This is a genomic window from Zobellia uliginosa (assembly GCF_900156625.1).
Classification (GTDB): Bacteria; Bacteroidota; Bacteroidia; order Flavobacteriales; family Flavobacteriaceae; genus Zobellia; species Zobellia uliginosa.
Genome location: NZ_FTOB01000004.1, coordinates 703,560 through 728,674 on the forward strand (window position 1 = coordinate 703,560; position 25,115 = coordinate 728,674).

Genomic DNA, 25,115 nt, shown 5'->3' on the forward strand with positions numbered 1-25,115 from the left:
AATGAAAGGTTTTTTCGGTAAACATATATCAGCCCCTATAGAGGCCGCCCCTTTGGCGGTCTTTCGTATTTTATTTGGCGTGATGATGTTGCTGGGTATTGTAAGATTTTGGAGCTACGGATGGATTGAAAAATTATACATACAGCCTAAATTCTTCTTCTCATATTATGGCTTTGAATGGGTGAAACCTTTGGGTGTCTATACCTACCTCATATTTATTATCTGTGGACTTTCGGCCATCTTTGTAGCACTGGGGTATAAGTATAGAATGGCGATTATTGTGTTTTTTCTCAGCTTTACCTATATAGAGTTGATGGATAAGACCACCTATCTCAACCACTACTACTTTATTAGTCTGCTTAGCTTTCTAATGATTTTTTTGCCTGCCAATGCTTACTTTTCTTTGGATGCGAAACTAAACCCTAAAAAAGCCTTTCAGAAGATTCCGGCTTGGACGGTCAATGGTATCAAGCTCATGTTGGGCATCGTTTATTTTTATGCCGGATTGGCCAAGCTGAACTCCGATTGGCTTTTTGAGGCCATGCCCTTGAAAATTTGGTTGCCCTCTAAATTCGATACCCCGCTTTTAGGACAGTTTTTGCACGAAGAATGGGTGCAATATGCTTTTAGCTGGTTCGGCGCCGGTTATGATTTGGCCATTCCATTCTTGTTGTTGTACAAAAAGACACGCCCTTTTGCCTTTTTAATGGTGGTAGTCTTTCATGTAACGACACGGGTGCTGTTCCCTATTGGGATGTTTCCATATGTCATGATAGTCTCTACGTTAATATTCTTCGATTCATCTTTCCATCATAAGCTCTTGAGCTATGTTAGTGGTCTTTTCCGAATACCCAAAAATCGCTTTGACAACGGTCAGGTCTTGGTTTTGACCTCGAATGTAAAAACGAATTCCAAACTGGTTGTAATAGCTGTCTTTTTTGCGGTGCAATTGTTGATGCCTTGGCGCTATCTAGCGTATCCGGGAGAATTGTTTTGGACGGAAGAGGGATATCGTTTCTCTTGGCGGGTGATGCTTATGGAAAAATCGGGCTATGCCCAGTTCAAGGTGGTGAGCAAAGATTCAGGGAGGTGGTTTTATGTCGATAATTCCGATTTTTTGACGCCCTTCCAAGAAAAACAAATGTCTTTTCAACCTGATTTTATATTAGAATACGCACATTATCTGAAAAGGCATTTTGAAAAAGATGGACACAAAAATGTGCAAATATTCGTCGATTGCCGGGTAGCCTTGAACGGGAGGTTAAGTACTACCTACATCGACCCAAAAGTAGACCTTGCCCAAGAGCGGGAGTCGTTTGAACATAAAAGTTGGATAATACCTTTTACTGATGAAATTAAGGGAATTTAGTATCGTATTTATAGTATTCTTAACCTCGTTTTCCGGCTTTTCGCAGATTACGATTTCTGGTAAGGTAACGGATAAAAAAGGGAAGCCAGTTCAAGATGCAGAGGTGTATTTAAAAGAGGTGCAACTTCTAAAAACTACCGATGCCGATGGTAATTTTGAATTTCCCGATATTTCCGGAGGTAAGTATACCGTAGTAGTCTTCGCTTTTGAATATGATATATATGAAAAGGAATTGACCTTTGATTCCGCCTTTAATCTTAATGTTCAACTTCAACGTATAAAATCACAGGAACTTTCAGAGGTGGTTCTGACCCAAAGAAGGGAAAAGATATTCGCTTTAAAGCAATTAAAAAAGGTGGAAGGCACCGCTATTTATGCCGGTAAAAAAACAGAGGTCGTGCTTATGGAGGGCCTTACCGGAAACCTTGCGGCCAACAATGCCAGACAAATCTACAGCCAGGTTGTGGGTTTGAATATTTATGATAATGGCGATGCCGGTTTGCAGCTAAATATTGGAGGTAGGGGATTGGACCCTAATAGAACGGCTAATTTCAATACACGCCAGAACGGTTATGATATTAGTGCGGATGTGTTGGGTTACCCGGAAAGTTATTATACCCCACCTGCGGAAGCGCTTGAGGAAATTCAAGTAGTACGTGGTGCGGCTTCTTTGCAATACGGCCCTCAATTTGGGGGCTTGATCAATTTTAAGTTTAAAAAGCCAAATCCCAACAAAGAAATAGAGCTCATTTCCCGTCAGACCGTCGGTTCGTACAATCTGTTTACAAGCTTCAATAGTTTGGGGGGTACGGTGGGTAAATTCAGTTATTACACCTATCTGAGTTATAAAGATGGAAATGGCTTCCGGCCGAATTCAAATTTTAACAGCAAGAACTATTTTACGCATTTGGGCTACGAGATTTCCGATAAAACCAAAGTAAGCCTAGAGACCACGTTCTTGCACTATTTAGCGAAGCAACCAGGTGGTCTGACCGATGCCCAATTTTATGAAAATCCAAGGTTTAGCAATCGTGATAGAAACTGGTTCGAAGTAGATTGGCGCCTATATTCGTTTCGTTTAGATCACGCCTTTTCTCCAAAGACAGATTTTAGTCTCAACGTTTTCGGTTTGAATGCCTCTCGTAGGGCCTTGGGTTTTCGTACCAATAGGGTTTCCCAAGATGATATTATTACTGAACCAAGGGAATTGTTGATCGATGATTTTAGCAACTGGGGTGCAGAAGCAAGGGTGTTGACAAGATATAAAATGGCGGGTACCGAATCGGCTCTTTTATTAGGTTCCAAAATTTATAAAACCAATAATGACCAAAGGCAAGGATCGGGCACTGCGGCTGCCGATGCCGATTTTAATTTTGCCGATGCCAGTTTTCCAAACTATGAAAGACAGTCTCAGTTCAATTTTCCGAACTTCAATGTGGCTTTGTTCGGGGAGAACATCTTCAACCTTTCAGATAGATTGGCCGTAACACCGGGGTTTCGTTTGGAACACATTAAAACAGAAAGTATAGGTAGCTACCAAGAGATTGCTTTAGATTTGGCAGGTAACCCATTACTGAATAGAGCGGTAGAAGATAACAGGGTTTTTGATAGAACCTTTGTTCTGTTAGGACTGGGGGCTACATATAAGCTGTCGCCTAGTGTGGAGTTATACGGTAATTTTTCACAAAACTACCGTTCCGTAACTTTTAGTGATATACGGGTGGTGAATCCTTCTTTTCAAGTCGATCCAAATATTTCAGATGAAGATGGCTTTACCGCAGATTTTGGTGCCAGGGGAAGATTTAAAGATATGTTATCGTATGACGTAAGCTTATATGGGCTTTATTATGATAATAGGCTAGGGGAGATATTGAAAGAGGAAACGCAGGTTAACGCAGCTGGAGAAGAAGTTTCAACAGGAAGGTTGTTGCGGGCAAGAGGCAATATAGGAACCGCGTTTATTTATGGCCTCGAAAGTTTTGCAAACTGGAGCTTAAAGGAAACCTTCTTTCCACAATCGGAAAAAGTGAAATTGAATTACTTTGCCAATGTGGCGATCACTAAATCGGAATACCTTTCTTCTGAACGGAACAATGTAGAAGGCAAGGAAGTGGAATTCATACCTGAGGTAAATCTTAAGACGGGATTAAATTTTGGTTATGATAATCTTTTGGGAAGCCTTCAGTATACTTATTTTGCCGATCAGTTTACCGATGCTACCAATGCGTCACAAGACGTAAATGATAACCAAAGAGGAATAGAAGGGGTGATTCCTGCCTATGATATTTTGGATTTTTCGCTCTCGTACACCTATAAAAAATGGAAGTTGGAAGCGGGTATCAATAACCTTTTAGATAATTCATATTTTACCCGAAGGGCTACAGGTTACCCGGGGCCAGGTATTATTCCATCCGAACCGAGAACATTTTATACAACGCTTCAGCTCAAATTGTAGAGTGCTTGCAAAGGGGTTTAAGGGGGATTATGGGGCTTTTCAAGATGTGGGTACGAAAAAAGGTAAGATCATTTTTGTTTATGGGGATATCACCTCAAAGCCTGTGGGCAATTTCCGAGTAAATAGTTTTAGTCATATTCCCCTTGGTCAATAGACTGAATAACAAATTAATTTCACTACATTTGCACGCAATTAAATCTTTAATTGCTATGCAAGCCCACCTAAACAAAATCGTTGGAGAAGGTCTCACTTATGATGACGTACTCCTAGTCCCCGCCTTTTCAGAAGTCCTCCCTAGAGAGGTAAATATTCAAAGCAAGTTTACGCGTAACATTACGATCAATGTCCCGGTTGTTTCGGCGGCCATGGATACGGTTACCGAGTCGCGTATGGCCATTGCCATTGCCCAAGAAGGGGGTATTGGGGTGTTACATAAGAATATGACCATCGAGCAACAAGCGGTAAAGGTGCGCAAGGTAAAGCGTGCAGAAAGTGGAATGATTATCGATCCGGTTACATTGCCCTTGAATTCTTTTGTGCGTGATGCCAAGGCGAACATGAAAGAGTATAGTATCGGTGGTATTCCCATAGTTGACGATGAAGGCAAACTGATCGGGATCGTTACCAATAGGGACCTTCGTTTTGAGAAAAACAATGACCGTCCGATTTCCGAGGTAATGACCTCTAAAAATTTGGTTACGGTGAGCGAGGGTACTTCATTGGAGCAGGCCGAAGACATTCTTCAAGAAAATAAAATCGAAAAATTACCGGTAGTCGATAAGGACAATAAGTTAGTGGGACTTATCACGTTTAGGGATATCACAAAACTTACCCAGAAACCTATCGCCAATAAAGATACGTATGGAAGGTTGCGCGTAGCGGCGGCCATAGGGGTAACCCCCGATGCGGTCGATCGGGCGGAGGCATTGGTAAATGCCGGCGTTGATGCCGTGGTTATTGATACGGCCCATGGCCATACCAAAGGTGTGGTGGCTGTTTTAAAAGAAGTAAAAAAGAAATTTCCTGACCTTGATGTTATTGTAGGTAACATTGCTACGGGCGAGGCTGCCAAATATTTGGTTGAAGCTGGGGCAGATGCCGTAAAAGTGGGTATCGGACCTGGTTCCATTTGTACCACCCGTGTAGTTGCAGGGGTAGGTTTTCCTCAATTTTCGGCTGTACTCGAAGTTTCCGCCGCCATTAAAGGCTCCGGTGTTCCGGTAATTGCCGATGGAGGCATCCGTTATACTGGTGATATTCCAAAAGCTATCGCCGCTGGTGCCGATACGGTAATGTTAGGTTCCCTATTGGCAGGAACTAAAGAATCTCCAGGGGAAACCATTATCTATGAAGGTCGAAAATTTAAATCGTACCGAGGTATGGGGTCTGTTGAAGCCATGAAAGAAGGTAGCAAAGACCGTTACTTTCAAGATGTGGAAGACGATATTAAAAAATTGGTTCCAGAAGGTATCGTGGGCCGCGTACCTTACAAAGGGGAACTTTATGAAAGTATCCACCAATTTGTAGGTGGTCTCCGTGCCGGTATGGGGTATTGCGGGGCTAAGGATATCAATGCCTTGAAAGAAAACGGTCGTTTCGTTAAGATTACCGCTAGTGGTATTAACGAAAGCCATCCCCATGATGTGACCATTACCAAAGAATCACCTAATTACAGTAGGTAAGCTTATGCGGGGGGCGGTCGCTCCCCGCAACTTTATTCTTCTTTTTTCTTATTTCGTGACTGTACCCGGTGCAAATCGTCCGAGGCTTGCATCAGCTTGCTCAACAATGTAGGTTCTAAATCGGGGTTGTCATTTAAGTATTCCTTTAAAATGGTATAGGCCTCGGCAGAAGTCTGTTTGCCAATGGTGTTGCTGAGCCATCCTTTTGGAAAGAAAATATCCCCAGTTTTTTGAATCTCTTCCAATAGATCAAGGCTCGCCCTTAGGTTTACAAGGCTTTCCTTTGCGCGCAAGGGGTGGTTGAGGTAGGCCAAGGCCTGCAAGACCCATGATTCCTTCTGTCGGTTCCCCTCGTCTTTAAGGGAGTTGAAAAATCGATTCCTAACGGTTTTGTCTTTCGATAGGGAAGGGAGGAGGAAGTTGAACTCCGCCAGTTTATCGGGATTGTCGATGGCTTTTTCCGCCTGCTCTAGAATGCGCTGGGAATCGGAATGGCCGAATAGGGCCAAGCGCATTGCCATCTTTGTATAATCGTCTTGGTTGAGCTTTAAATTGGGTATGAGGAGGTCTTTGTGCCAAACTTGGTACAATTGTTCTTTCGATTCTTCGGAATAGGCCACTGAGCTAAAAGTCGAAAACAGGCTTTTTTTAATGTTGGCCGGAAGTTCTGATTGCAGTTGTGCCCAAAGTTGATTGGCAAGCCGTGGTTGGTATCTTGTTCTTTCTTCAGGGCTAAGGTACTTCCAGAAGATAGTGGTCGTATAACCGGATAGTAAATTGACCAATAGCTCATTTTTTTCGCTAACTAACTTTTGACCGAAAAAATCCAGTAAACTTGTAGGGGCGAGAGCTCCGTTTAAAGTGTTTTCATAAGTATTGATATACATATAACCACGGGCGACGTCATCTTCGATTGTGAGGTCGTTTTTTGTGTTGTGGATAGGAAAAACACCATAGCCCATGCCATTGGAGTTGTAAATGATCGATATGGGTTTCGGCTTGCCTATAGCTTCGGGAAGGTTGATACTACTTCCGTTCATATCGACCAAAACCTTTTGTAAGCCGTCTTTGTAGACCAAGGTCAGTTCAAAGGTCTGTGGCCATACGTGGTAGCTGTTGTCTTCGGCGGTCTGGCTTATTTCAAAGGAGGATATGTTCTGGTTGGCATCGTAGACAATTTGTTCGTGAAATATAGGGCGACTAGGACTGTTGACCCATACTTCGCTCCATTCTTCAATGTCTATGTCCGATTTACCGTCAAGAATATGTACAAGGTCGCTCCATTCGGCATTGCTGTTTTTGTAAGTTGTAATATATTCCTGTATTCCCTCTTGAAAAGCCTCTTTCCCGATAAGGGCTTCTAGCTGCCGCATCATTATCGGGGCTTTGCTATAGATGATGCTTCCGTATAATGAGCCTGCATTGTTGAGGTTGTCGAGCTTTTGACGAATTGGGTTTGAGCCCTTGGTCCGGTCTTCGCTATAGGCCCTGGGGTAATGGGTAGTCATAAATGAAAGGTCGTGGTTGATGTCAGGAAAGGCCGGATTCGCTATTTTGTCGGCAATAAAATTGGCAAAGACTTCCTTCATCCAAACATCGTTGAACCAGTTCATGGTGACCAGATCGCCGAACCACATATGGCTGGTTTCGTGCGCTATAAGTTTTAGTCGTCGCAGTTTTTGGTTTTTTGTGGAAGTCGTGTCGAGAAATAGGGCTTCTTCTTTGTATTGAATCGCGCCAACATGCTCCATTCCGCCGTATTGAAACCCCGGAATGGCCGCAAAGTCGAGTTTTTGGAAGGGAAATGGGTGATGGGTATAGGCTTCTAAAAAGGATATGGATTGCTGGTGTAGACGAAAGATCGTATCGGCGCTGTAGGCAACCTTGTCATCGTCGGTTTCCCTGTATAATAGGGTCATGTCGAATTTACCCGGATTTTGGCGGGTGGTTTCGAATTTGCCGGCCACAAAAGAGAAGAGGTACGTGCTCATTAGGTCCGACGGGCCAAAATAGTGCTTGCTGAATCCGTTGATTTCCTCTTTCTTTATTTCGGGAGCCCCGCAGAGCACGGCCCAATCTTTGGGTGCCGTAATCTCCATGGAGTAGGTGGCCTTGATATTCGGTTGGTCGAAACACGGGAAGAGGGTTCGGGCACGATCAGGTACTAAAAGAGTATATAGGTAGTCGTCGTTGCGGTTCAGCGATGATTCGCCGGCCGTAAATACTATTTCTATGCTGTTTTTACCGAGTTTGAGGTGTTTGGCGGGTATGGTGATGTGCTCTTTTTGATGGAGGATCCCAATGGTCTTCCCATTGGCTTGAATCGATTTTAAATGCTTGCTTTCTTCTTTGAAATCTAAATATAAAGGGGTGTCTAGATTTGAAATTTGCAAGCTCAGAAGGAGTTTGGAGGCAATAGGTACTGTCTTTTCTTCTGGAATTTGAAACTCGAGGCGGTATTCGACCTCGGAAACTTGGTCTTTTCTGTAATTCGCCAATTCTAAGGAAACGCCATTTGTCAACTCGGGCGGCTGGTTTTTGGGCTCTTTGCACGAAAAGAGGAATAAGCCGGTAAGGGCTGCGATAAAGAATATTTTCATGAACTTTTGAAATTCGCGATTTGCTATGGGAAAATGAAAGTACTCAAAAGTAAAAACGAATACAAGTAGATAGGGTATCTAAGTTTTAAGACATAAAAAAACCGATATCGTTTGAAGCGATATCGGGTTATATATGATCTTATCGTTAGGGACTTTACTTTCCTTCTCCGGCGTAAGTCTTCCAGTCTTGTTCTTTGTAAATGTTGTCGCCAAAGTATCTGGCAATATTTAAGAAAGGCTCGGGTTTTTGATATCCGGGTACGGGTGAAAGCATGTTCATTTCCTCGTCAAGGAAAATCGTAGTCGGATAACTCAACCGTCCCTGCATTAGGGCAGCGGCAAATTCGTGATAGCCTTTTCTTCCGGAGGGAACGAACTTGTAGGTCTTTCCCTTGAACTCTATGGGCTCTTTGCCCTCGCCATCGAGTTTGACCATGTAAAAGTTCTCGGCCATATAGGCAGCGACCTCTGAATTTTGAAAGGTATCCTTATCCATCTTCTTGCACCAACCGCACCAGTCGGTATAGACATCGATAAATATTTTCTTGGGATTTTTTTCGGTAGCCACCAATTCGGCAGCCTCGTTCCAGCTTAACCATTGCACTTCTTGGGCACTCAGGGTCAGGGCCGATAGTCCCATAAAAACAAAAAGGATGGTTTTCAAGGCAGATACTCTCATGTTACTTTTTTCAATGGTTAGTCCAACAACTATACCAAAACTAACGAAAATACCTGATCTTTATTTTGCCAGGGCCTTTTCCTTTTTCTTGACGAATAGGTCTTTAACGTCGATTTGGTGTTTGACGAGGTCTTCAAAGGTTTCGCGTTCCCGAATTAAGATCGCTTTGCCTTCGTGCCACAGTACTTCTGCCGGACGGAATCTAGAGTTATAGTTGCTCGCCATGGTAAAGCAATATGCACCTGCATTTTTGAAACAAAGAATGTCGCCTTCACTTATTTCGTTGATCCTTCTGTTACTGGCAAAGGTGTCGGTCTCACAGATATAGCCTACTACAGAGTAATAGCGCTCCCTGCCCGCAGGATTGGATATGTTGATGATACGGTGCGTAGCCCCATATAGCATTGGACGGATCAAGTGGTTGAACCCAGAATCTATACTGGCGAAAACCGTTGAGGTCGTTTGCTTGACGACATTGACCTTGGCCAGAAAATGACCGGCTTCGCTTACTAAGAACTTACCGGGTTCAAAGGCAAGTGTCAATTCTTTGCCGTACTCTTTGCAGAATTCATTGAAGCGCGAACCTAGTTTTTTGCCCAATTCCTCTACGTTGGTCTCGATATCGCCTTCTTTGTAAGGTACTTTAAAACCGCTACCGAAGTCTATAAAATCTAAATTCTTGAAGTTTTTGGCGGTTTCAAACAAGATTTCGGAAGCGTATAAAAATACATCGATATCAAGAATATCGCTTCCGGTGTGCATGTGAATACCGTTGATGTTCATTTTGGTCACCTCTACTATGCGCAATAAGTGCGGAATCTGGTGAATGCTGATACCGAATTTGGAATCAATATGGCCCACGGAAATATTTGAATTGCCGCCCGCCATCACATGGGGGTTGATTCGAATACAAACGGGTACATCAGGATGTTTGCTGCCGAATTGCTCTAAGATAGAAAGGTTGTCTATGTTGATACGGACACCAAGTTTGGAGGCTTCTTCGATCTCTTCCAAGGAAACACCATTGGGCGTAAAAATTATCGATTCAGGTTTGAAACCCGCAAGTAGGCCCAATTGAACCTCTTGAATGGAAACGGTGTCAAGTCCGCTCCCCAGATTATTCATCAATTTGAGTATGGCTACATTGGACAATGCTTTGGCCGCGTAGTTCAATTTTAGTTTCTTTACGCTTCCAAAGGCATTTGTAAGTCGTTGAAACTGAGAGATTATTTTTTCCGAATCGTAAACGTAGACGGGGTCTCCAAAGGTTTTTGCTATATTGAGCAAATCAGTATGATTCATAATACTTCAGTATTTGGGGCGAATTTAACCCGATTAAGCGTTATGAGCAAAAAAACAATCACAAATATGAAAAATACAACAAATTGTTATTTTTGAAACACGTGTTGAATTTTATTATTTGTGATTCTTCATTTGAGTTGTACTTTTAGCCTAAATATTTTGCATCATGAGACTGCCTTTATTTCCTTTACAATCCATTTTTTTTCCTGGGGAAACCGTACCCCTGCATATTTTTGAAGACCGGTATAAACAACTCATTTCCGATTGTAGGAAAGAAGCCTTGACCTTTGGGATCCCGGTTTATATCAATAATGGTATGACCTATGGTACCGAAGTGCAATTGGTGGAGATAGTCAACTCTTATGACAACGGGGAGATGGATGTAACCTGTGTCGGCCGTCAAGTCTTCCGTATATTGAGCTTTGAGAACCAGATGCCGGGCAAGCTCTACGCTGGTGGTACCGTAGAATTTCTTGACAGTGTTAACGATGCCGATAAGACATTGAAAAAAACGGTACTGGACCAAATATATCGATTGTACGACCTTATGGGCGTGTCGTATTCGCCCCTGCCCCTCGAGAAGTTCAACAGTTATGTGTTGGTGCATAAAATGGGACTCTCGTTCGAGCAAGAGTACGAGCTTTTGCAAATGCCAAGGGAAAGTGACCGCATGCTTTTTATGCAATCGCATTTGGAGTCTACAATCGCTATGTTAAACGAGGTGAACCGTACGAAGAAAACTATTGAAATGAACGGGAACTTCAAGAATTTCGACCCATTGGATTTTAAGGACTTCAATTTGTAATTAGGGCTTTAAAGTGAAATTCAAGAAGTTGAACAAAGCGTTTTGCTTCGTTCTAAGCCTGAATTTTATTTGACTCCTTAAGGACTTCAAAAATTGTTAAGCAACTAACTCTATAATTCATTAGTCTAAATGCCGTGGGTTTGCTATTTTTGCTTTCGAATCTAAATATACCTTAATATATGAATCTTCACGAGTACCAAGGAAAAGAGATTTTGGCCAGTTTCGGTGTGCGCATTCAGCGCGGTATAGTGGCCCATAATTCAAAGGAAGCGGTTGAGGCTGCAAAACAATTGACTGCAGAGACCGGAACCGGATGGCATGTAATAAAGGCTCAGGTACATGCGGGCGGCCGTGGTAAAGGTGGAGGTGTAAAATTGGCCAAAAACCTAAAGGAAGTAGAAGAAATTGCCGGAAACATTATTGGAATGAACCTGATTACCCCGCAGACATCTGCAGCAGGTAAAAAGGTACATCAAGTTTTGGTCGCCGAAGATGTTTATTATCCAGGTGATAGCGAAACCAATGAGTTCTATATGTCCGTACTTTTGAACAGGGGTACTGGAAGAAACATGATCATGTACTCTACTGAAGGGGGAATGGATATCGAAGAGGTGGCCGAGAGCACTCCGCACCTTATCTTTACGGAAGAGATCGATCCCGCTACAGGTCTTTTGCCTTTCCAGGCACGAAAAATAGCCTTTAACCTAGGCCTTTCGGGTACGGCGTTCAAAGAGATGACAAAGTTCGTTTCCGCCTTGTACAAAGCATATGTAGAGAGTGACTCCAGTATGTTCGAAATCAACCCTGTGTTAAAAACATCGGATGATAAGATCATGGCCGTAGATGCTAAAGTATCTATCGATGACAATGCGCTTTTCCGCAGAAAGCAATATGCCGAAATGCGTGATTTGCGAGAAGAAAACCCTATTGAAGTAGAAGCCCGTGCAGTGGGCCTTAACTATGTTGACCTTGACGGAAACGTAGGTTGTATGGTTAACGGCGCCGGATTGGCAATGGCAACTATGGACTTGATCAAAATGGCAGGTGGTGAGCCGGCTAACTTCTTGGATGTTGGTGGTACAGCCGATGCTAAAAGGGTAGAGGAAGCTTTCCGAATTATCTTAAAGGATGAAGGTGTTAAGGCTATCCTTATCAACATATTTGGTGGTATCGTTCGTTGTGACCGTGTAGCACAAGGCGTTGTTGACGCTTACAAGAACATGGGTGATGCGATTAAAGTGCCGATTATTGTTAGACTGCAAGGTACTAATGCAGAACTTGCCAAGGAAATTATCGACAACTCTGGTTTGGCCGTACACTCAGCCGTTCAGTTTCAAGAAGCTGCCGATAAGGTTAAGGAAGTTTTGAGTTAGTATTCAATACGATATATAATTTAAAGAAGGGGGCGATATTCATATCGCCCCTTTTTTATGTCTTGCATTTCGATAGTTGACGCTTATATACGACCGTTTTTAAGGATCGACTAGGTTCAGGTCGTGCCAAAACCTAACATATCGTTAGATATTACCCTTGTTTTATGACATTAATGTTTTAGAGTGTTAAATTTTGGTAAATTATGAATATGTGAGCGCTGTTTTGCGATATCTTTAATATGAATTAGCGAACGGATTTTTATATTTCAAACCAAAATATCATGAAAAAAGCAGTTTATACCTTAATCTTAGTAATGGCGTTGGGTATCAATTACGGTATGGCCAACACTCCTGTAAAACACAAACCGAAAATTTCAAAGGTGCTTACTTCACAAATTTACCAGATGCTGGGTGAATACGAGGTGCCAAATGACATTAGAGGGGCCAAGGCCGAAGTACGTGTGGCCGTTGACAAGGGCAATTACTTGAGAATTCTATCCATCGAAACCGATAATGCCCAACTGGATAAATATATTAGAAGTGCAATTGATTTTGAGCGACTTGCAAAAGGGTCGTTTGAACAAGGTGTAGTCTATCGCATTCCGATAGAAGTAGCAAAAAAATAGTTTTCTATTTTCGAAAAAAGTAAACGGCCCCTTTAGAGAGGCCGTTTTTTATGGGGTATTTTCAAGTTTAGATTTGAAAGGCTTCCTTGATTTCGTCATAAACGATTTCTCCTTCTATAATGTTCAGGCCTTTTTGTAGGCAGGCATCTTCTTCGGTGGCCTTTTGCCATCCGAGGTTGGCCAGTTTAATGACATAGGGTAGGGTTACGTTGGTCAAGGCCATGGTTGAGGTATGCGGCACTGCTCCTGGCATATTGGCCACACAGTAATGTACGACATCGTCTATGATATATATGGGGTCTTCGTGCGTGGTAGGTTTCGTGGTTTCAACGCAGCCTCCTTGGTCTACGGCCACATCGACGATAACCGTTCCTGGGCGCATTTCCTTAAGCATGTCCTTGGTAATCAGGTTGGGGGCCTTTGCTCCTTTTAGCAATACACCGCCTATAATCAGGTCGTGGGTCTTGATATGCTTCCTAATGTTGAATTCGTTTGAGAATTCGGTGACCACATGAGGGGGCATTACATCGTTGACATAGCGCAAACGCTTCATGTTGATATCTAAGATGGTGACGTGGGCGCCAAGTCCCGCCGCCATTTTTGCGGCCTGAATGCCGACTATTCCGGCACCTAAGACCAGTACCTTGCCTGGGGCTACACCGGGTACGCCACCTAATAGAACACCTCTTCCCTTTACAGGCTTCTCCAAGTATTTGGCCCCTTGTTGAATGGCCATTCTGCCGGCTACTTCAGACATGGGGGTCAATAGGGGCAGGGTGCCTTCATCGTCTTCCACTGTTTCGTAGGCAATACATATCGATTTGCTTTTCACCATGGCCTCGGTCAGGGCTTCGCTAGAGGCAAAATGAAAATAGGTGAATACGATTTGTTGTGGCTGTACCAATGCGTACTCTTCTTCTGTAGGCTCCTTTACTTTTACGATCATCTCGCTGATGCCGTAGACTTGACCTAAGGTGTCTAAGATAAGGGCGCCGGCTTTCTTGTAGTCGTTATCAAAAAATCCACTGCCTTCGCCTGCAGTGGATTGGATGTATACGGTGTGGCCGTATTTGGTAAGTTCGTAAACACCTGCGGGGGTCATGCCCACCCGGCTTTCGTTGTTTTTTATTTCTTTAGGGATGCCTATCTTCATAGTGAACGGGGGCTTAAGATTAAAATGTGACTCTATTTGGGGTAATGCAATAGTAATTTCCAAAGAGGACGGTGCCTGTAAATTAAATTCAGATAAAGGGCCATTTGAACCTCGGAAGGTCTTTTAGTTTTCTTCCGATGATTGGTGGTTGGTGTTAAGACCGACATATGTACCGTATTGACCGGGTATTTCAGGACTTTTGATTCCCTTGATTTTTTTGATGGCATAGGGAACAAAAGATACTATGGTCATACCTGCACCTATTAACAACAGGGGAAGCGGGCTAACAAATACTTCGCTAAACGAGAATATGCCGATTACCAAAATAGTGGAGAAGGGCAGGGAGCAGGCCAGGATATTTACGGCAAAGTTAATGTCGAAAGTTGGTTCGGCCTGTTGGTCGTTCTCTTCCATGCTGCTGACGGCACTCATATGGGCAAAAGGCCAGAAACTACAGGCGCTTTGGGGGAATACTACCAATAGAAGGACCAATGGGGCCGCTAAGGAAGGAAGCAATAGTACGAAAATACCCGAGATAAGGAAGGTAATGCCCGATCGGCGTACCAAAAGCGATAGGATGAGTCCGAATTCACCAGATTTTATACGTACCGCCATGCCTATGAACAATAACACCAAAGGTGTCATCAATGTCTTTACGCTTAAGACCGTATTTTTTAGGAAAAGCGGTAGGGAATCTAGGTTTAGCCCGAAAGCCAAAAGTAACAGGCCGACGATCAAGACAAGGTTGATGGGTTCTTTGAGCAATGCAAGGCCTAGACTTTTTAGTTTATTTGAAGTGGAAGGCTTGCCTTCTTGGGCCGAACGAAGGTGGTACCAATTCATGGCGAGCATATAGAGCATAATGAGTACGAAAATTTTATTGCCCACATCGGCCAGTGCCGCCAATGCCAAGGAATCGTCACCTAGGTATATGGCCAAGAAAGGAAAGCAGGAGAGTCCGGGTGCCAATGAGGGGAGCAACATCATTATCGTGCGCTTTTTGGCACTTTGTTCCTTTGATAGTGATATGCCGAGTATGTATTTTGATGCGGCTAGCATGATCAAGTTGAATGCCAGGGCCAGTACGGGGAATATCAAAAGCGAACTGTCTAGTTTTATTTTTAATAAGGCAACGAATATAACAGCGGGCAGGGCTATGCTGAGTATGAGTACTTTAACCCCTTTTAAATCCTGTTTCGCTACTTTTTTTTGTAGCAGGAAGCCCAAACCAATTATGAGTAATAGTTCTAGAGTATTTTGAAGGGCGAAATTCATGAGTAAGCAGTTTAAGGTTATTGTTTAGTCTGTAAGCGAGAAAGGCTTGTTGGGAGCCGAACATAAAAGCATCGGGTCGGTTGGTCTTATGTTCGGCTCTTGGCCATTGAAATTATGCCAGTACCTTTTGTAGGGCCGTAGTAAAGAGTTTCATTTCTTCCATGGTACCCATGCTCACACGACACCAATTCTTGTCCATAATGCTGAAGGCGCGTACACCCACGCGTTGTTCGGTCATTTTCTCCAAGAATTCTTTTCCTTCCATTTCAATTGGGAAAAGAATGAAGCTGGTGGAAGAGGGGACATATTCGTAGCCCATCTTATCCAATACCGAATAAACGTATTCTCTACAGGCGGCGTTCAGTTTTCTTGATTTGTTCTGAAATTCAACGTCGTCCATACTTACGGATCCGGCAAATATGGTAGGGTAGGAGATTCCCATTCCCCCACGGGTGATTTTTGCGATTTTACCCAAAGTATCTTCTTGGGCCACGATGTATCCTAAGCGCAAGCCGGCCATACCGTGTATCTTTGAGAACGTACGGGCTATGATAACGTCTTTCCCTTGGTTGATTAATGAGACCATGCTTTTTTCGGCGGCATCCTCTAAAAAGCCCAAATAGGCCTCATCTATAAAAACGGTTACTTTTTCTGAAACACGGGAACAGAAATCGACCAACTCTGCATGATCGGTCATACTGCCTGTTGGGTTGTTGGGGTTGCAGATGTATACCAATTTGGTGTCTGAATCTATCGCTGCTTCCATGGCCGCAAGATCATGTGACCAATCTTCCTTTAAAGGAACAGGTTTCCAAGTGGCACCTGTAGCTTCTGCCACTTTTATAAGTGACATGTATGAGGGGTCTGCAGATACGATGTTTCCGCCTTCGGCAAATAAGACCATGGCAGTCTTTTCCAATAGGTCCGATGAACCGGGGGCCATCATAATGTTTTTGGCGGTAACCTTTTCTTCGACGGCGATTTTTTCCATTAACTCAAAAAGCTCTTTCCAGGCGTACCTATTTCCTAAATGGGCCGTGCTTTTGAATGCTTCAATTGCTTTGGGAGATGGGCCGTAAGGGTTTTCGTTGGCGTTTAATTTGGCCAATAGTTTTGCGGTGTCGGGAAAGACCTCGGCGTTGTACTCTTTGAAAAAGGGACTGTAAAGTGTTTGTCCTTCCGCATTTATATGAAGTCCTCTGGCATTTGATTTGCCAAAAGTAACATTTGGGATGACCAGTGCTCCTGCAGCGGTTAGCATTCCTCTTTTTAACCAAGCTCTTCTGTCTAATGTGTTCATAATGTGGTGTATTTAAGTTATATAGTTGTTAGTTTGATTCTACCGGGTCAGCATTGGCGCCCAGGTCTCCCGTGGCTACTATGGTGTCGTCGGTGTCGCTTAAGTAAATGTTGATATGGGCATCCATTTCTAGGATGGAACCGTAAAACGAGGTATCCGCTATCACAAAAAACTTGCTAGCGCTTAATTCTCCGCTATCTCCGGAAACCGAATCCAACTCCAGCATGGTAGTGGTTTCGGTTCCTATGGCCCCGCTAACGATTAGAGCCGGGTGGGTTGATCCTTCTATGGTGTTGTATAGGGATACTTGAACCAAAGTGCGGTCCAGATTGTCCTTCCAAAATACGATTCTTCCGTAAACATTGGATCCGGTTGGATCTGTTGATTCAATGTCATAGGCTACATATTCATTTAGTGTTCCTCCTCCATCGGCAGTAGTAAGTACTGGGCCCAACCTTTCTTGTTCACAAGAAAAAAGACCTGCGGTAACCACCATTGCTACTAAAATGTTCTTTATATGTTTTATCATAATATTCTTTTTTAAATTTTTACCGAATTCATCACTATAGTGTAAAGCTTAATCTACCAAAGTAGTATGAGCCTGATGACCCTTGCTGATAGTTGGAATACAGGTTGAAGGTTCTTAGCTCGTACCTTACAATTTCAGGGTATTCGTTAAAGATGTTGTTCCCACCAACAGTGAAGCTGATCTTATCCGTAAAGTTGTAAGTGATACCTATATCCGTAGTGAATTCTGGTGTAAAATATTGATCGGCGTAACCAAAGCTGCCATCAAGAAGCGTACGTTCTCTACTATCCCTGGTCTGTACGGAACCAAATCTTGTACCTCTTAGCATGGCAGAGAATTTACCAATGGAATAGTTCAAGGTTCCAATGATCTTGCTGCTTGGGGTTCCAGTTTCAAACTGTCCAATAAGACCTCTGTTTACGTAGTTGTCCGCTAGTTCGGCATCGGTAAGATTGGTGTTGAGGTCAGGAATATTTACGTTTTCAAATTTGTTTTCCCTGAATGTTCCTGAAAGTGTAACTCCTAATTTACCGGCTCCAAGATTGGTATTGTAATTTAGGACCGCTTCCACACCTTTGGTGCTTATGTCCCCACCGTTAATTCTAAAACTGGCCAGACCGCTACCAATAATAGGGGAAAGTACAGGTGCTTGACCGGCATCAAACTCTCCAGTTTCAAATATTCTGTCAAAAATGTCAATTTTATAAGCATCAACAGTTAAGTTCAATTTTCCTATTTTGGTAGTAAAACCTAAACTATAGTTTCTGGATCTTTCTTCTTGTAACTGGCCTATTCCTAAAGCTCTTGCCGCAGAACTACTGTTAGGATAAAGTGTACCGTCAAACGGTGTTAGGCCAACAAAAAACGTGTAACTGTGCGAATAGTTCAGTTCTTGTAATGAAGGAGCTCTAAAGCCACTACTGAAAGAACCTCTTAGGGCAAAATTATCTCCAATTGAATAACGGGCAGCCACTTTACCCGTTAGCACGTTTCCAAAATCGGAATAGTTTTCTAGGCGAAGTGCACCGGAAACTAAAAATGCTTCGGTCACGTCTAGTTCCATATCTACATAAGCCGCCATTACCGAACGGTAAGAGTTACTTTCGTTTTCAGGTGCAAAACCTCTGAAACACTGGCAGTTTAGTGCATAATTTTTAACCAATTCTTGGCTTACCCCTGCGTATGGTAATACAACTGGATTTCCGGAATCGTCTACAATAGGGGTACCGTTAAGGTCTTCTAGGGGAAAACCGTCAGGGCCAACTAAGGCTTGGTTGTCCTCTGTGGCGGTAACAACACCTGCAGTACCGGCAGTCCAGCTTTCTTCCTGTCCTGCAACTATCGCATAGTTTTCAACTCTTAATTCACCACCAAAAGCCACGTTCAGTCCTGATAGGACATCCTCATAGTAATTGGTAAAGTCCAAGTTCAATGTGTTTTGGGCAAAGCTGTGTGTTCCTAGGTACATATCGGTAGGAGAGCCTGTTCCTATACTTGCGTTCCATGTGTTGAACATTCCGTATTTGGCAGAGTTCATACCAAAGCTGTTGCTAAGGTCAAAATCAAACTCACCAAGTTCACCTGTTAGGCCCATTGATAAAGAAAGGTTGTATTGGTCCGTATAAATCTGGGGCCTAAACCCGTTTGGGTATAGGTCAAAGCTAGTTCTGTCCGCTTGAGCGGCTCTTCTGTAAAAACAACTATAAGCATCGGAATACTGGTAACCGAAATCCCCAAAAGCATAAAAATCCGTGGTTTCACTCAACGGATTTTCAAGATTAAAGCCAAAGCCCATGAGCGTCTTGGCCGGCAGTCCTGAATACGTGGCTACATCTACTTGTTCAATGTCTCTTGCGGCCATGAGCCCTTCTACTGTTGTTAGTGAGCTTATTGCAGCAGCATTGCCGCTGGCTTGCGCTGCCACCAGTTCCGGGTTGGTTATTACGGGTCTTCCGTTTACATCGGTAGTTTGATTGTTCAGATAGGTGTCGCTGTAAAGTGGGGCTCTGTCTATTTCAAGAACTGTAGGGCGTATGGTACGTTCAGATTGACTTATTAAAGCTGATACGTTAAAGTATCCTCCGTTTTCAAAGCCAATTCCATAATTTCCGTCAAATTGAAAATTGAAACCGTCCCAGTCTCCCGAAGACCTGTTCAAGGCTTTTTCACCGTCGGTCAAATCCGAGTCGCTAAAATCTGGAGATTTGTTAGGGTAACCGCCCACGGTAAGGGTTCCGGTAAATTCACCGGTTCCCTTTTTGGTTACTACGTTTATAACACCGGCAATAGCGTCAGAACCATATTGTGCAGATGCCCCGTCACGAAGTATCTCTATATGGTCTATACCAATAGAAGGTATAAACTTCATGTCTACCGCATTAGACGGTGTACCTGTTTGTGATGCCGCTAAAATTGCCGAGGTATGCCTTCTTTTACCATTTACTAAAACTAGCATCTGGTTTGGGGCCAAACCCCTAAGGCTTGGCGGACTAACAAAGGATGATAGGTCTCCACCACCACTTGTATAAGCGGTAAAAGAGGGTGCCGATGCCGCTAACATTTGTGAAAGGTCCTGTTGTGGCATATTAATAGCGTCTTTCTTAATATCGATAACATCTACCGGTACAGGAGTGTTCAATTTGGTTCTGGGCTGGCCCCGAGACCCGATTACTATCGTTTCAAGTAATTGTTCAGCAGCCATGGCCAAGGTTATGTTGAGTACTTCTTTACCGTTTACTGGAATTTCTTTAGTGCCGTATCCTAATGATGAAAAGATTAGGATAGCATCGCTAGGGACATCTATAGTATATTCTCCGTCAAAATTTGTAGTGGCACCTTTTGTTGTGCCTTTGATAATAATGTCTGTGCCAGGTAGCACGACTCCTTCTTCATCTATTACTGTTCCAGTAATAGTAATCTCTTGACCGTATGATATGTATATACAGTTTAAAAATAAGAGTGATAGTACGAGAGCTTTCTTCATAAGTACAAGGTTTTGGTTGATACTAAACATTGTTCATTTGCCCAACCACACCTTATCCAATCGGGGGACGGTGGTCAAATGCAGATCTAAAGAAAAGTTCCGGATACTTAACAGTGTCGATTGTCATTTTCTATGACGTAACGACAAGACAATATTAGTGTGACTTTTTGATTAAAAAAAATCCGACACCATTTTAAAATACTGTGTTTTAGTTGGTTGCGGGTGTGTAATCTACCGATATGGTAATTTTTGATAAAAAAATGATCAATATGACAGAATTGAGATTTTTAGATTTTAAAAATCTAACGATATGTAAATATTGCGTTATAAAACCATTTTTATGGCATCCAAAATTTGGTGCGGCCAATTTTTAATTATATCCATAAAAAAACGCCTTTTATTAGTGAATTATAACTGTTTTTTTAAAATCATTAAACTATTTTTACTAAAATCATCTATTTGATAAATTAAATTGAAAGATTTTTCAATCAATAAAGTTGATTATCAGGGTTTGAGCCTTGAAAAGAAGCAAATACTAACCGCGAAAAATACTACAGATGAGAGATAAACTTGATGGAGTAGATTATAAAATATTGACCTTGTTGTCCGACGACGCACAAATGCCGTATACCGAGGTTGCCAAAAGGGCCGGGATATCTCCGGGAACAGTTCATATGAGAACCCGAAAGATGAAGAATATGGGAGTGATCAAGGGGGCTACCCTGAGTTTAGATTATAGTAAGATGGGGTATAAAATGACGGTTTTTCTAGGGATTTACCTGCGTGAAAGTTTTTTGTACCGGGCGGTTATGGACGAGCTTGCTAAAATTCGGGAAGTTGTAAAAATTCACCATAGTACGGGTAAGTACGATATATTTATTAAGGTCCATGCAAAAGATAGTCTTCACTATCGTAATCTTTATCAAGAATCCATACTTACTATAGAGGGGATAAGGGGTATAGAGTCGTTTATATCGGTAGAGGAGAAAATGAGCAGGCATATAGACTTTGAAGGATAATCGGCCATTGCCTGATGGCATTACATATAGCGCTTAAATAAAATGAGTCCACGGTAATGTTTTTTTTGATAATAAAACGTTAAAAACCGGTTTTTGGGTAACGATCGTATACTTTCTTCGTCTTTAAGGTATATCATCAATCATTTAAATCAACAAATCATGAGAAATTTAAGTTTAGTATGGGTGGCTGCAATGCTGCTATCGGTCGGTAGCCTTTTTGCCAATGGGAAAGAGAGTGAAAAACCTTCAAGAAGTCTGGCTTATCAAATAGCTGAACTGTTAAGTGATAACGAATTGACTGTCCAAGAGGTCGATAAGCTTGCGCGTGTACGCTTTACGTTGAATGAGCGGCAAGAGATCGTGATATTGGCGATTGATTCCGATAACGAGGTTGTAAAGGCCTTTGTGGAAGAAAGACTTGAAGCTAAAAAGGTAATTGTGCAAAGGTATAAGGCGGGTAGGACCTATACGTTGCCGGTGCGGATAGCCCGCTAAGCTGGGTTGTTGTAAGAAATACGAATCCTGAGACCCGATTCATCACCGGACTCAGGATTTTTTCTTGTTCTTGTATTTTACGTTGGTAATATCTTTGTTTATCCGTTTCTGCTGCTGGGTCTTGAAATCCGGGCGCTTCTGTTTTAAAGGCTTTACGGGCTTCTTCATCAGTACCTCGCCAGGGTTTTTCGGGTTGTCCTTGGTTCCTCTTAAGTGGATAACAAGTCCGTTCAAGAAATTACGTAAAACTTGATCTCCACACTCTCGGTAATTGGGGTGGTCTTCTTTTCTGAAAAAAGCGCCCAATTCACTCTTGCTAATGTTGAAATCAACAAGTTTTAAGATGTCTACGATCTCATCATCGCGCAACATGAGGGCTACTCTAAGCTTTTTGAAAACATCGTTATTGTCCATGGTCAAAAATTTTCGACAAGGTATTACAAATTAAACTTCCGACCACGATCACTAAGCAATAATCGGGTATATAATATGGGAAGTTAGCCTTCCAACCTATCCCTTTGACATACATTTTAAGTTTCAAAATGACAATTTGACTGATTCAAATGTTAAATAAATGCCAAAAAGTCAGTTAAAAGGACTTGGTACGTGAATTGTCTATAACAGTTCAAATTAAAAGTCTAATACAAAACATTGAAGTCATGAGTATAGTAAAAAGAAATAACCTGGTTTTTCCTTCTTTGATGAATGATATTTTTAAACCGGACTGGTTTGGAGGTATGGAAAATGTAGCGGCTAGTTCACCTGCCGTAAATATTAAGGATAATGAAAAGAGTTTTGAGCTCGATTTAATGGTTCCTGGCAGGAAAAAAGAAGATTTTAATATAGAAGTCGATGCCGATTTATTGACTATTTCTTCCGAGATCAAGAAGGAGGAAGAAACAAATGAGGAGAATTACACCCGTCGTGAGTTTAGGTTTTCGTCTTTCAAGAGGGCATTTACCCTTCCGGAAACTATCGATTCCGAAGCGATCAAGGCGGAGTATATTGATGGGGTATTAAAAATTACCTTGCCCAAAAAAGAAGAAGCTTTGCCAAAGCCAAAGCGTGTTATTGAACTAAAATAAACGGTGGTTTGTTAGGTTGGATCTTAGTGGTTTGACCTTTCATAATTCCGATTTAGATCGGGTTTTATTTAGTTGGTTGGTTAGTTGAAGAAGCCCTTTAGATTTTTCTAAAGGGCTTTTTTTATGTTTGGAATTAGCCTTAAATTACCATTGTTATCTAACCTGTTTTTTCTCGGATGGGAGGGGAGAATTCAAAAAATACGAGCTGTTTGTCCCGAAGGTAAATCGGAGTCGGAAAGGGTGTGAAATTAAAGTATTTTTATAAGGAAAACACGATTTAGTCTTGTCTAAAAATTATATTCACTTAGCTTTTAATCAGTTTTTTAGTGGTTGTTATGTAAAGATTATGTATAAGTTGATTGATTTTTGTTAAATTTTGCTTTTTATGGGGAAATCAGACTTGTTCTTGCAGTGATTTTATCTCGTCTCTCAATTTTGCCGCTTGTATAAAATCGAGTTCTTTGGCGGCTTTTTCCATGGCCTTTCTTTTCTCACGGACCATTTTTTCGATTTGGTCTTTGGTCAGATAATCGAGCTCAGGTTCCGCGGCCCGCATTTCTTCTTTTTCAAAATGGTAGGTGGATACGGAATTTTTTGCCAGTACGCTATCCAAACTTTTATTCAGGGCCTTTGGGCTAATTCCATGTTCTGTATTGTAGGCAATTTGTTTTGCCCTTCGGTAGTTGGTTTGGTCAATCGTCTGCTGCATGCTATCGGTAATTTTATCGGCATACATGATGGCCTTTCCGTTGAGGTTCCTTGCGGCCCTTCCCACCGTTTGGGTCAGTGACCTGTTGCTGCGCAGAAAACCTTCTTTGTCCGCATCTAAGATCGCTACCAATGAAACTTCCGGTAGGTCCAATCCTTCACGAAGCAGGTTCACCCCTATCAATACATCAAAAATACCTTTCCTAAGGTCTTGCATGATCTCTACGCGCTCTAAGGTATCTACATCACTGTGGATGTATCTACAGCGAACATTTATCCGTGTGAGGTATTTGGCGAGCTCTTCGGCCATTCTTTTGGTCAAGGTGGTAACCAAGGTGCGTTCGTCTTTTTCGACACGTACTTGAATCTCTTCTACAAGATCATCGATTTGATTTTGGCTGGGCCTCACCTCGATTATAGGGTCTAAGAGTCCCGTTGGCCGTATCACTTGTTCTACAAACACCCCTTGACAGAGTTGTAATTCGTAATCCGCAGGGGTTGCGCTCACATATATGGCTTGGTTTTGTAAGGCCTCGAACTCTTCAAATTTTAAAGGGCGGTTGTCCATGGCCGCGGGAAGCCTAAAACCATAGTCTACTAAATTCACCTTTCTTGAACGGTCGCCTCCGTACATGGCGTGTACTTGTGGTATGGTTACATGACTTTCGTCGATGACCATTAAGTAATCGTCGGGAAAGTAATCGAGTAAACAGAAAGGTCTGGTTCCGGGTTCCCGGCCGTCCAAATAACGGGAGTAATTCTCTATTCCGGAACAATACCCCAATTCCCGGATCATTTCAAGGTCAAAGTTCGTCCGTTCCTCAAGGCGCTTGGCTTCCAAGGGCTTCCCGATTTCCTTAAAATAGGCTACTTGGGCCACCAAATCATCTTGAATTTGGTGAATTGCCCCTTGGAGTATATCGGGGGAGGTAACGAACATATTGGCCGGGTAGATATTCAAAGTCTCATACACCTCGATTACGTTGTTGTTGAACGGGTCAAAAGCCTCTATTTCCTCGATTTCGTCCCCGAAAAAATGAATGCGAAAGGCGTGGTCCGCATAGCTGGGGAAGACATCCACAACATCGCCCTTCACGCGAAAATTACCGTTTCTAAAATCGGCGGTAGTTCTTGAGTAGAGGCTCTGCACCAATTGATGTAGGAACTTGGTACGGGCGATCACTTGGTCTTTTTTGATCGAGATGACGTTCTTTTGGAATTCCACAGGGTTTCCAATACCGTACAGACATGAGACGGAGGCGACGACCAAAACGTCGCGACGCCCTGAGAGCAAGGATGAGGTGGCGCTCAAACGTAGTTTTTCAATATCTTCGTTGATGGAGAGATCTTTCTCGATGTACAATCCGGACGAGGGTATAAAAGCTTCCGGTTGGTAATAATCGTAATACGAAACAAAATACTCCACCGCATTTTCGGGAAAAAATTGCTTGAACTCCGAGTACAATTGGGCGGCCAAGGTTTTGTTATGGGCGAGCACCAAGGTAGGGCGCTGTACTTGTTCAATAACATTGGCCACGGTAAACGTTTTACCCGAACCGGTCACCCCTAAAAGGGTTTGGTAGCGTTCACCGGTTTCCATTCCCTCAACAAGTTGTTTTATGGCTTGGGGTTGATCGCCGGTCGGTTTGAACTCTGAGACTACTTTAAATTTCATTC

At 42.6% G+C, this 25,115-nt stretch carries 19 protein-coding genes; 9 read left to right on the forward strand and 10 right to left on the reverse strand.

What is annotated here, in order from left to right:
• The first annotated feature begins 1 nt into the window (after position 1).
• The 3 genes from BW980_RS15675 to guaB all read left to right on the forward strand — a co-directional run bounded on the left by BW980_RS15675 (position 2) and on the right by guaB (position 5,506).
• Positions 2-1,369, forward strand: coding sequence for an HTTM domain-containing protein (locus BW980_RS15675; RefSeq protein WP_076456105.1), 1,368 nt, complete (start codon positions 2-4; stop codon positions 1,367-1,369).
• On the forward strand, positions 1,350-3,824 hold the full coding sequence (locus BW980_RS15680; RefSeq protein WP_076456106.1) for a TonB-dependent receptor domain-containing protein: 2,475 nt from the start codon (positions 1,350-1,352) through the stop codon (positions 3,822-3,824). Before BW980_RS15675 ends, BW980_RS15680 begins: the two co-directional genes overlap by 20 nt.
• 209 nt (positions 3,825-4,033) lie before the next feature.
• On the forward strand, positions 4,034-5,506 hold the full coding sequence (gene guaB, locus BW980_RS15685; RefSeq protein WP_013994203.1) for an IMP dehydrogenase: 1,473 nt from the start codon (positions 4,034-4,036) through the stop codon (positions 5,504-5,506).
• A gap of 32 nt (positions 5,507-5,538) precedes the next feature.
• On the opposite strand, the gene BW980_RS15690 is transcribed toward guaB, so the two are convergent.
• The 3 genes from BW980_RS15690 to lysA form a co-directional block, all read right to left on the reverse strand.
• Positions 5,539-8,106, reverse strand: coding sequence for a M1 family metallopeptidase (locus BW980_RS15690; protein WP_076456107.1), 2,568 nt, complete (start codon positions 8,104-8,106; stop codon positions 5,539-5,541).
• Positions 8,107-8,260: 154 nt separating this feature from the next.
• Positions 8,261-8,785 carry a thioredoxin family protein gene (locus BW980_RS15695; RefSeq protein WP_076456108.1) on the reverse strand — a complete coding sequence of 175 codons (525 nt, stop codon included), beginning with the start codon at positions 8,783-8,785 and terminating at the stop codon, positions 8,261-8,263.
• A gap of 60 nt (positions 8,786-8,845) precedes the next feature.
• Positions 8,846-10,087, reverse strand: coding sequence for a diaminopimelate decarboxylase (gene lysA / locus BW980_RS15700; RefSeq protein WP_076456109.1), 1,242 nt, complete (start codon positions 10,085-10,087; stop codon positions 8,846-8,848).
• 166 nt (positions 10,088-10,253) lie between these two features.
• On the opposite strand from lysA, the gene BW980_RS15705 reads away from it, so the two are divergent.
• The 3 genes from BW980_RS15705 (at position 10,254) to BW980_RS15715 (ending at position 12,891) form a co-directional block, all read left to right on the forward strand.
• Positions 10,254-10,892 carry an LON peptidase substrate-binding domain-containing protein gene (locus BW980_RS15705; RefSeq protein ID WP_076456110.1) on the forward strand — a complete coding sequence of 213 codons (639 nt, stop codon included), beginning with the start codon at positions 10,254-10,256 and terminating at the stop codon, positions 10,890-10,892.
• A 179-nt stretch (positions 10,893-11,071) separates the two neighbouring features.
• Positions 11,072-12,265, forward strand: coding sequence for an ADP-forming succinate--CoA ligase subunit beta (sucC, locus tag BW980_RS15710; RefSeq protein ID WP_076456111.1), 1,194 nt, complete (start codon positions 11,072-11,074; stop codon positions 12,263-12,265).
• 281 nt (positions 12,266-12,546) lie between these two features.
• Positions 12,547-12,891 (forward strand): hypothetical protein, encoded by a 345-nt coding sequence (locus tag BW980_RS15715; protein WP_076456112.1) that lies wholly within the window; start codon positions 12,547-12,549, stop codon positions 12,889-12,891.
• Between the two features lie 67 nt (positions 12,892-12,958).
• Here BW980_RS15715 and ald read toward each other — a convergent pair whose 3' ends face one another.
• From ald to BW980_RS15740, 5 genes are all read right to left on the reverse strand, one after another.
• A complete protein-coding gene (gene ald / locus BW980_RS15720) occupies positions 12,959-14,044 on the reverse strand; it encodes an alanine dehydrogenase (RefSeq protein WP_076456113.1) in 1,086 nt (361 codons plus the stop codon).
• Between the two features lie 123 nt (positions 14,045-14,167).
• Positions 14,168-15,319: an AEC family transporter gene (locus BW980_RS15725; protein ID WP_076456114.1), complete on the reverse strand. Its 1,152-nt coding sequence runs from the start codon at positions 15,317-15,319 to the stop codon at positions 14,168-14,170.
• A 112-nt stretch (positions 15,320-15,431) separates the two neighbouring features.
• Positions 15,432-16,619 (reverse strand): pyridoxal phosphate-dependent aminotransferase, encoded by a 1,188-nt coding sequence (locus BW980_RS15730; RefSeq protein ID WP_076456115.1) that lies wholly within the window; start codon positions 16,617-16,619, stop codon positions 15,432-15,434.
• 28 nt (positions 16,620-16,647) lie between these two features.
• Entirely contained in the window at positions 16,648-17,148 is a 501-nt protein-coding gene (locus BW980_RS15735) for a hypothetical protein (RefSeq protein ID WP_076456116.1), read from the reverse strand.
• A gap of 34 nt (positions 17,149-17,182) precedes the next feature.
• Positions 17,183-20,131 carry a TonB-dependent receptor gene (locus BW980_RS15740; RefSeq protein WP_175609903.1) on the reverse strand — a complete coding sequence of 983 codons (2,949 nt, stop codon included), beginning with the start codon at positions 20,129-20,131 and terminating at the stop codon, positions 17,183-17,185.
• A gap of 557 nt (positions 20,132-20,688) precedes the next feature.
• Between BW980_RS15740 and BW980_RS15745 the strand changes: the two genes are divergently transcribed.
• Positions 20,689-21,150 (forward strand): Lrp/AsnC family transcriptional regulator, encoded by a 462-nt coding sequence (locus BW980_RS15745; RefSeq protein WP_076456118.1) that lies wholly within the window; start codon positions 20,689-20,691, stop codon positions 21,148-21,150.
• Between the two features lie 159 nt (positions 21,151-21,309).
• Positions 21,310-21,645 carry a hypothetical protein gene (locus BW980_RS15750; RefSeq protein WP_076456119.1) on the forward strand — a complete coding sequence of 112 codons (336 nt, stop codon included), beginning with the start codon at positions 21,310-21,312 and terminating at the stop codon, positions 21,643-21,645.
• A 51-nt stretch (positions 21,646-21,696) separates the two neighbouring features.
• On the opposite strand, the gene BW980_RS15755 is transcribed toward BW980_RS15750, so the two are convergent.
• Positions 21,697-22,059, reverse strand: a complete 363-nt coding sequence (locus tag BW980_RS15755) for a DUF1456 family protein (RefSeq protein WP_013994217.1) — start codon at positions 22,057-22,059, stop codon at positions 21,697-21,699.
• Positions 22,060-22,304: 245 nt separating this feature from the next.
• On the opposite strand from BW980_RS15755, the gene BW980_RS15760 reads away from it, so the two are divergent.
• Positions 22,305-22,730 (forward strand): Hsp20/alpha crystallin family protein, encoded by a 426-nt coding sequence (locus BW980_RS15760; RefSeq protein WP_076456120.1) that lies wholly within the window; start codon positions 22,305-22,307, stop codon positions 22,728-22,730.
• Positions 22,731-23,124: 394 nt separating this feature from the next.
• On the opposite strand, the gene uvrB is transcribed toward BW980_RS15760, so the two are convergent.
• Entirely contained in the window at positions 23,125-25,113 is a 1,989-nt protein-coding gene (gene uvrB / locus BW980_RS15765; RefSeq protein ID WP_076456121.1) for an excinuclease ABC subunit UvrB, read from the reverse strand.
• Between the last annotated feature and the right edge of the window lie 2 nt (positions 25,114-25,115).

Coding starts and splice junctions, on each gene's coding strand:
- BW980_RS15730 (WP_076456115.1), bottom strand. CDS start 16,619: ATGAACACATTAGACAGAAGAGCTTGGTTAAAAAGAGGAATGCTAACC.
- BW980_RS15735 (WP_076456116.1), bottom strand. CDS start 17,148: ATGATAAAACATATAAAGAACATTTTAGTAGCAATGGTGGTTACCGCA.
- sucC (WP_076456111.1), top strand. CDS start 11,072: ATGAATCTTCACGAGTACCAAGGAAAAGAGATTTTGGCCAGTTTCGGT.
- uvrB (WP_076456121.1), bottom strand. CDS start 25,113: ATGAAATTTAAAGTAGTCTCAGAGTTCAAACCGACCGGCGATCAACCC.
- BW980_RS15750 (WP_076456119.1), top strand. CDS start 21,310: ATGAGAAATTTAAGTTTAGTATGGGTGGCTGCAATGCTGCTATCGGTC.
- BW980_RS15695 (WP_076456108.1), bottom strand. CDS start 8,785: ATGAGAGTATCTGCCTTGAAAACCATCCTTTTTGTTTTTATGGGACTA.
- BW980_RS15745 (WP_076456118.1), top strand. CDS start 20,689: ATGAGAGATAAACTTGATGGAGTAGATTATAAAATATTGACCTTGTTG.
- BW980_RS15725 (WP_076456114.1), bottom strand. CDS start 15,319: ATGAATTTCGCCCTTCAAAATACTCTAGAACTATTACTCATAATTGGT.
- BW980_RS15740 (WP_175609903.1), bottom strand. CDS start 20,131: ATGAAGAAAGCTCTCGTACTATCACTCTTATTTTTAAACTGTATATAC.
- BW980_RS15675 (WP_076456105.1), top strand. CDS start 2: ATGAAAGGTTTTTTCGGTAAACATATATCAGCCCCTATAGAGGCCGCC.
- BW980_RS15760 (WP_076456120.1), top strand. CDS start 22,305: ATGAGTATAGTAAAAAGAAATAACCTGGTTTTTCCTTCTTTGATGAAT.
- BW980_RS15680 (WP_076456106.1), top strand. CDS start 1,350: ATGAAATTAAGGGAATTTAGTATCGTATTTATAGTATTCTTAACCTCG.
- BW980_RS15705 (WP_076456110.1), top strand. CDS start 10,254: ATGAGACTGCCTTTATTTCCTTTACAATCCATTTTTTTTCCTGGGGAA.
- guaB (WP_013994203.1), top strand. CDS start 4,034: ATGCAAGCCCACCTAAACAAAATCGTTGGAGAAGGTCTCACTTATGAT.
- lysA (WP_076456109.1), bottom strand. CDS start 10,087: ATGAATCATACTGATTTGCTCAATATAGCAAAAACCTTTGGAGACCCC.
- BW980_RS15715 (WP_076456112.1), top strand. CDS start 12,547: ATGAAAAAAGCAGTTTATACCTTAATCTTAGTAATGGCGTTGGGTATC.
- BW980_RS15690 (WP_076456107.1), bottom strand. CDS start 8,106: ATGAAAATATTCTTTATCGCAGCCCTTACCGGCTTATTCCTCTTTTCG.
- ald (WP_076456113.1), bottom strand. CDS start 14,044: ATGAAGATAGGCATCCCTAAAGAAATAAAAAACAACGAAAGCCGGGTG.
- BW980_RS15755 (WP_013994217.1), bottom strand. CDS start 22,059: ATGGACAATAACGATGTTTTCAAAAAGCTTAGAGTAGCCCTCATGTTG.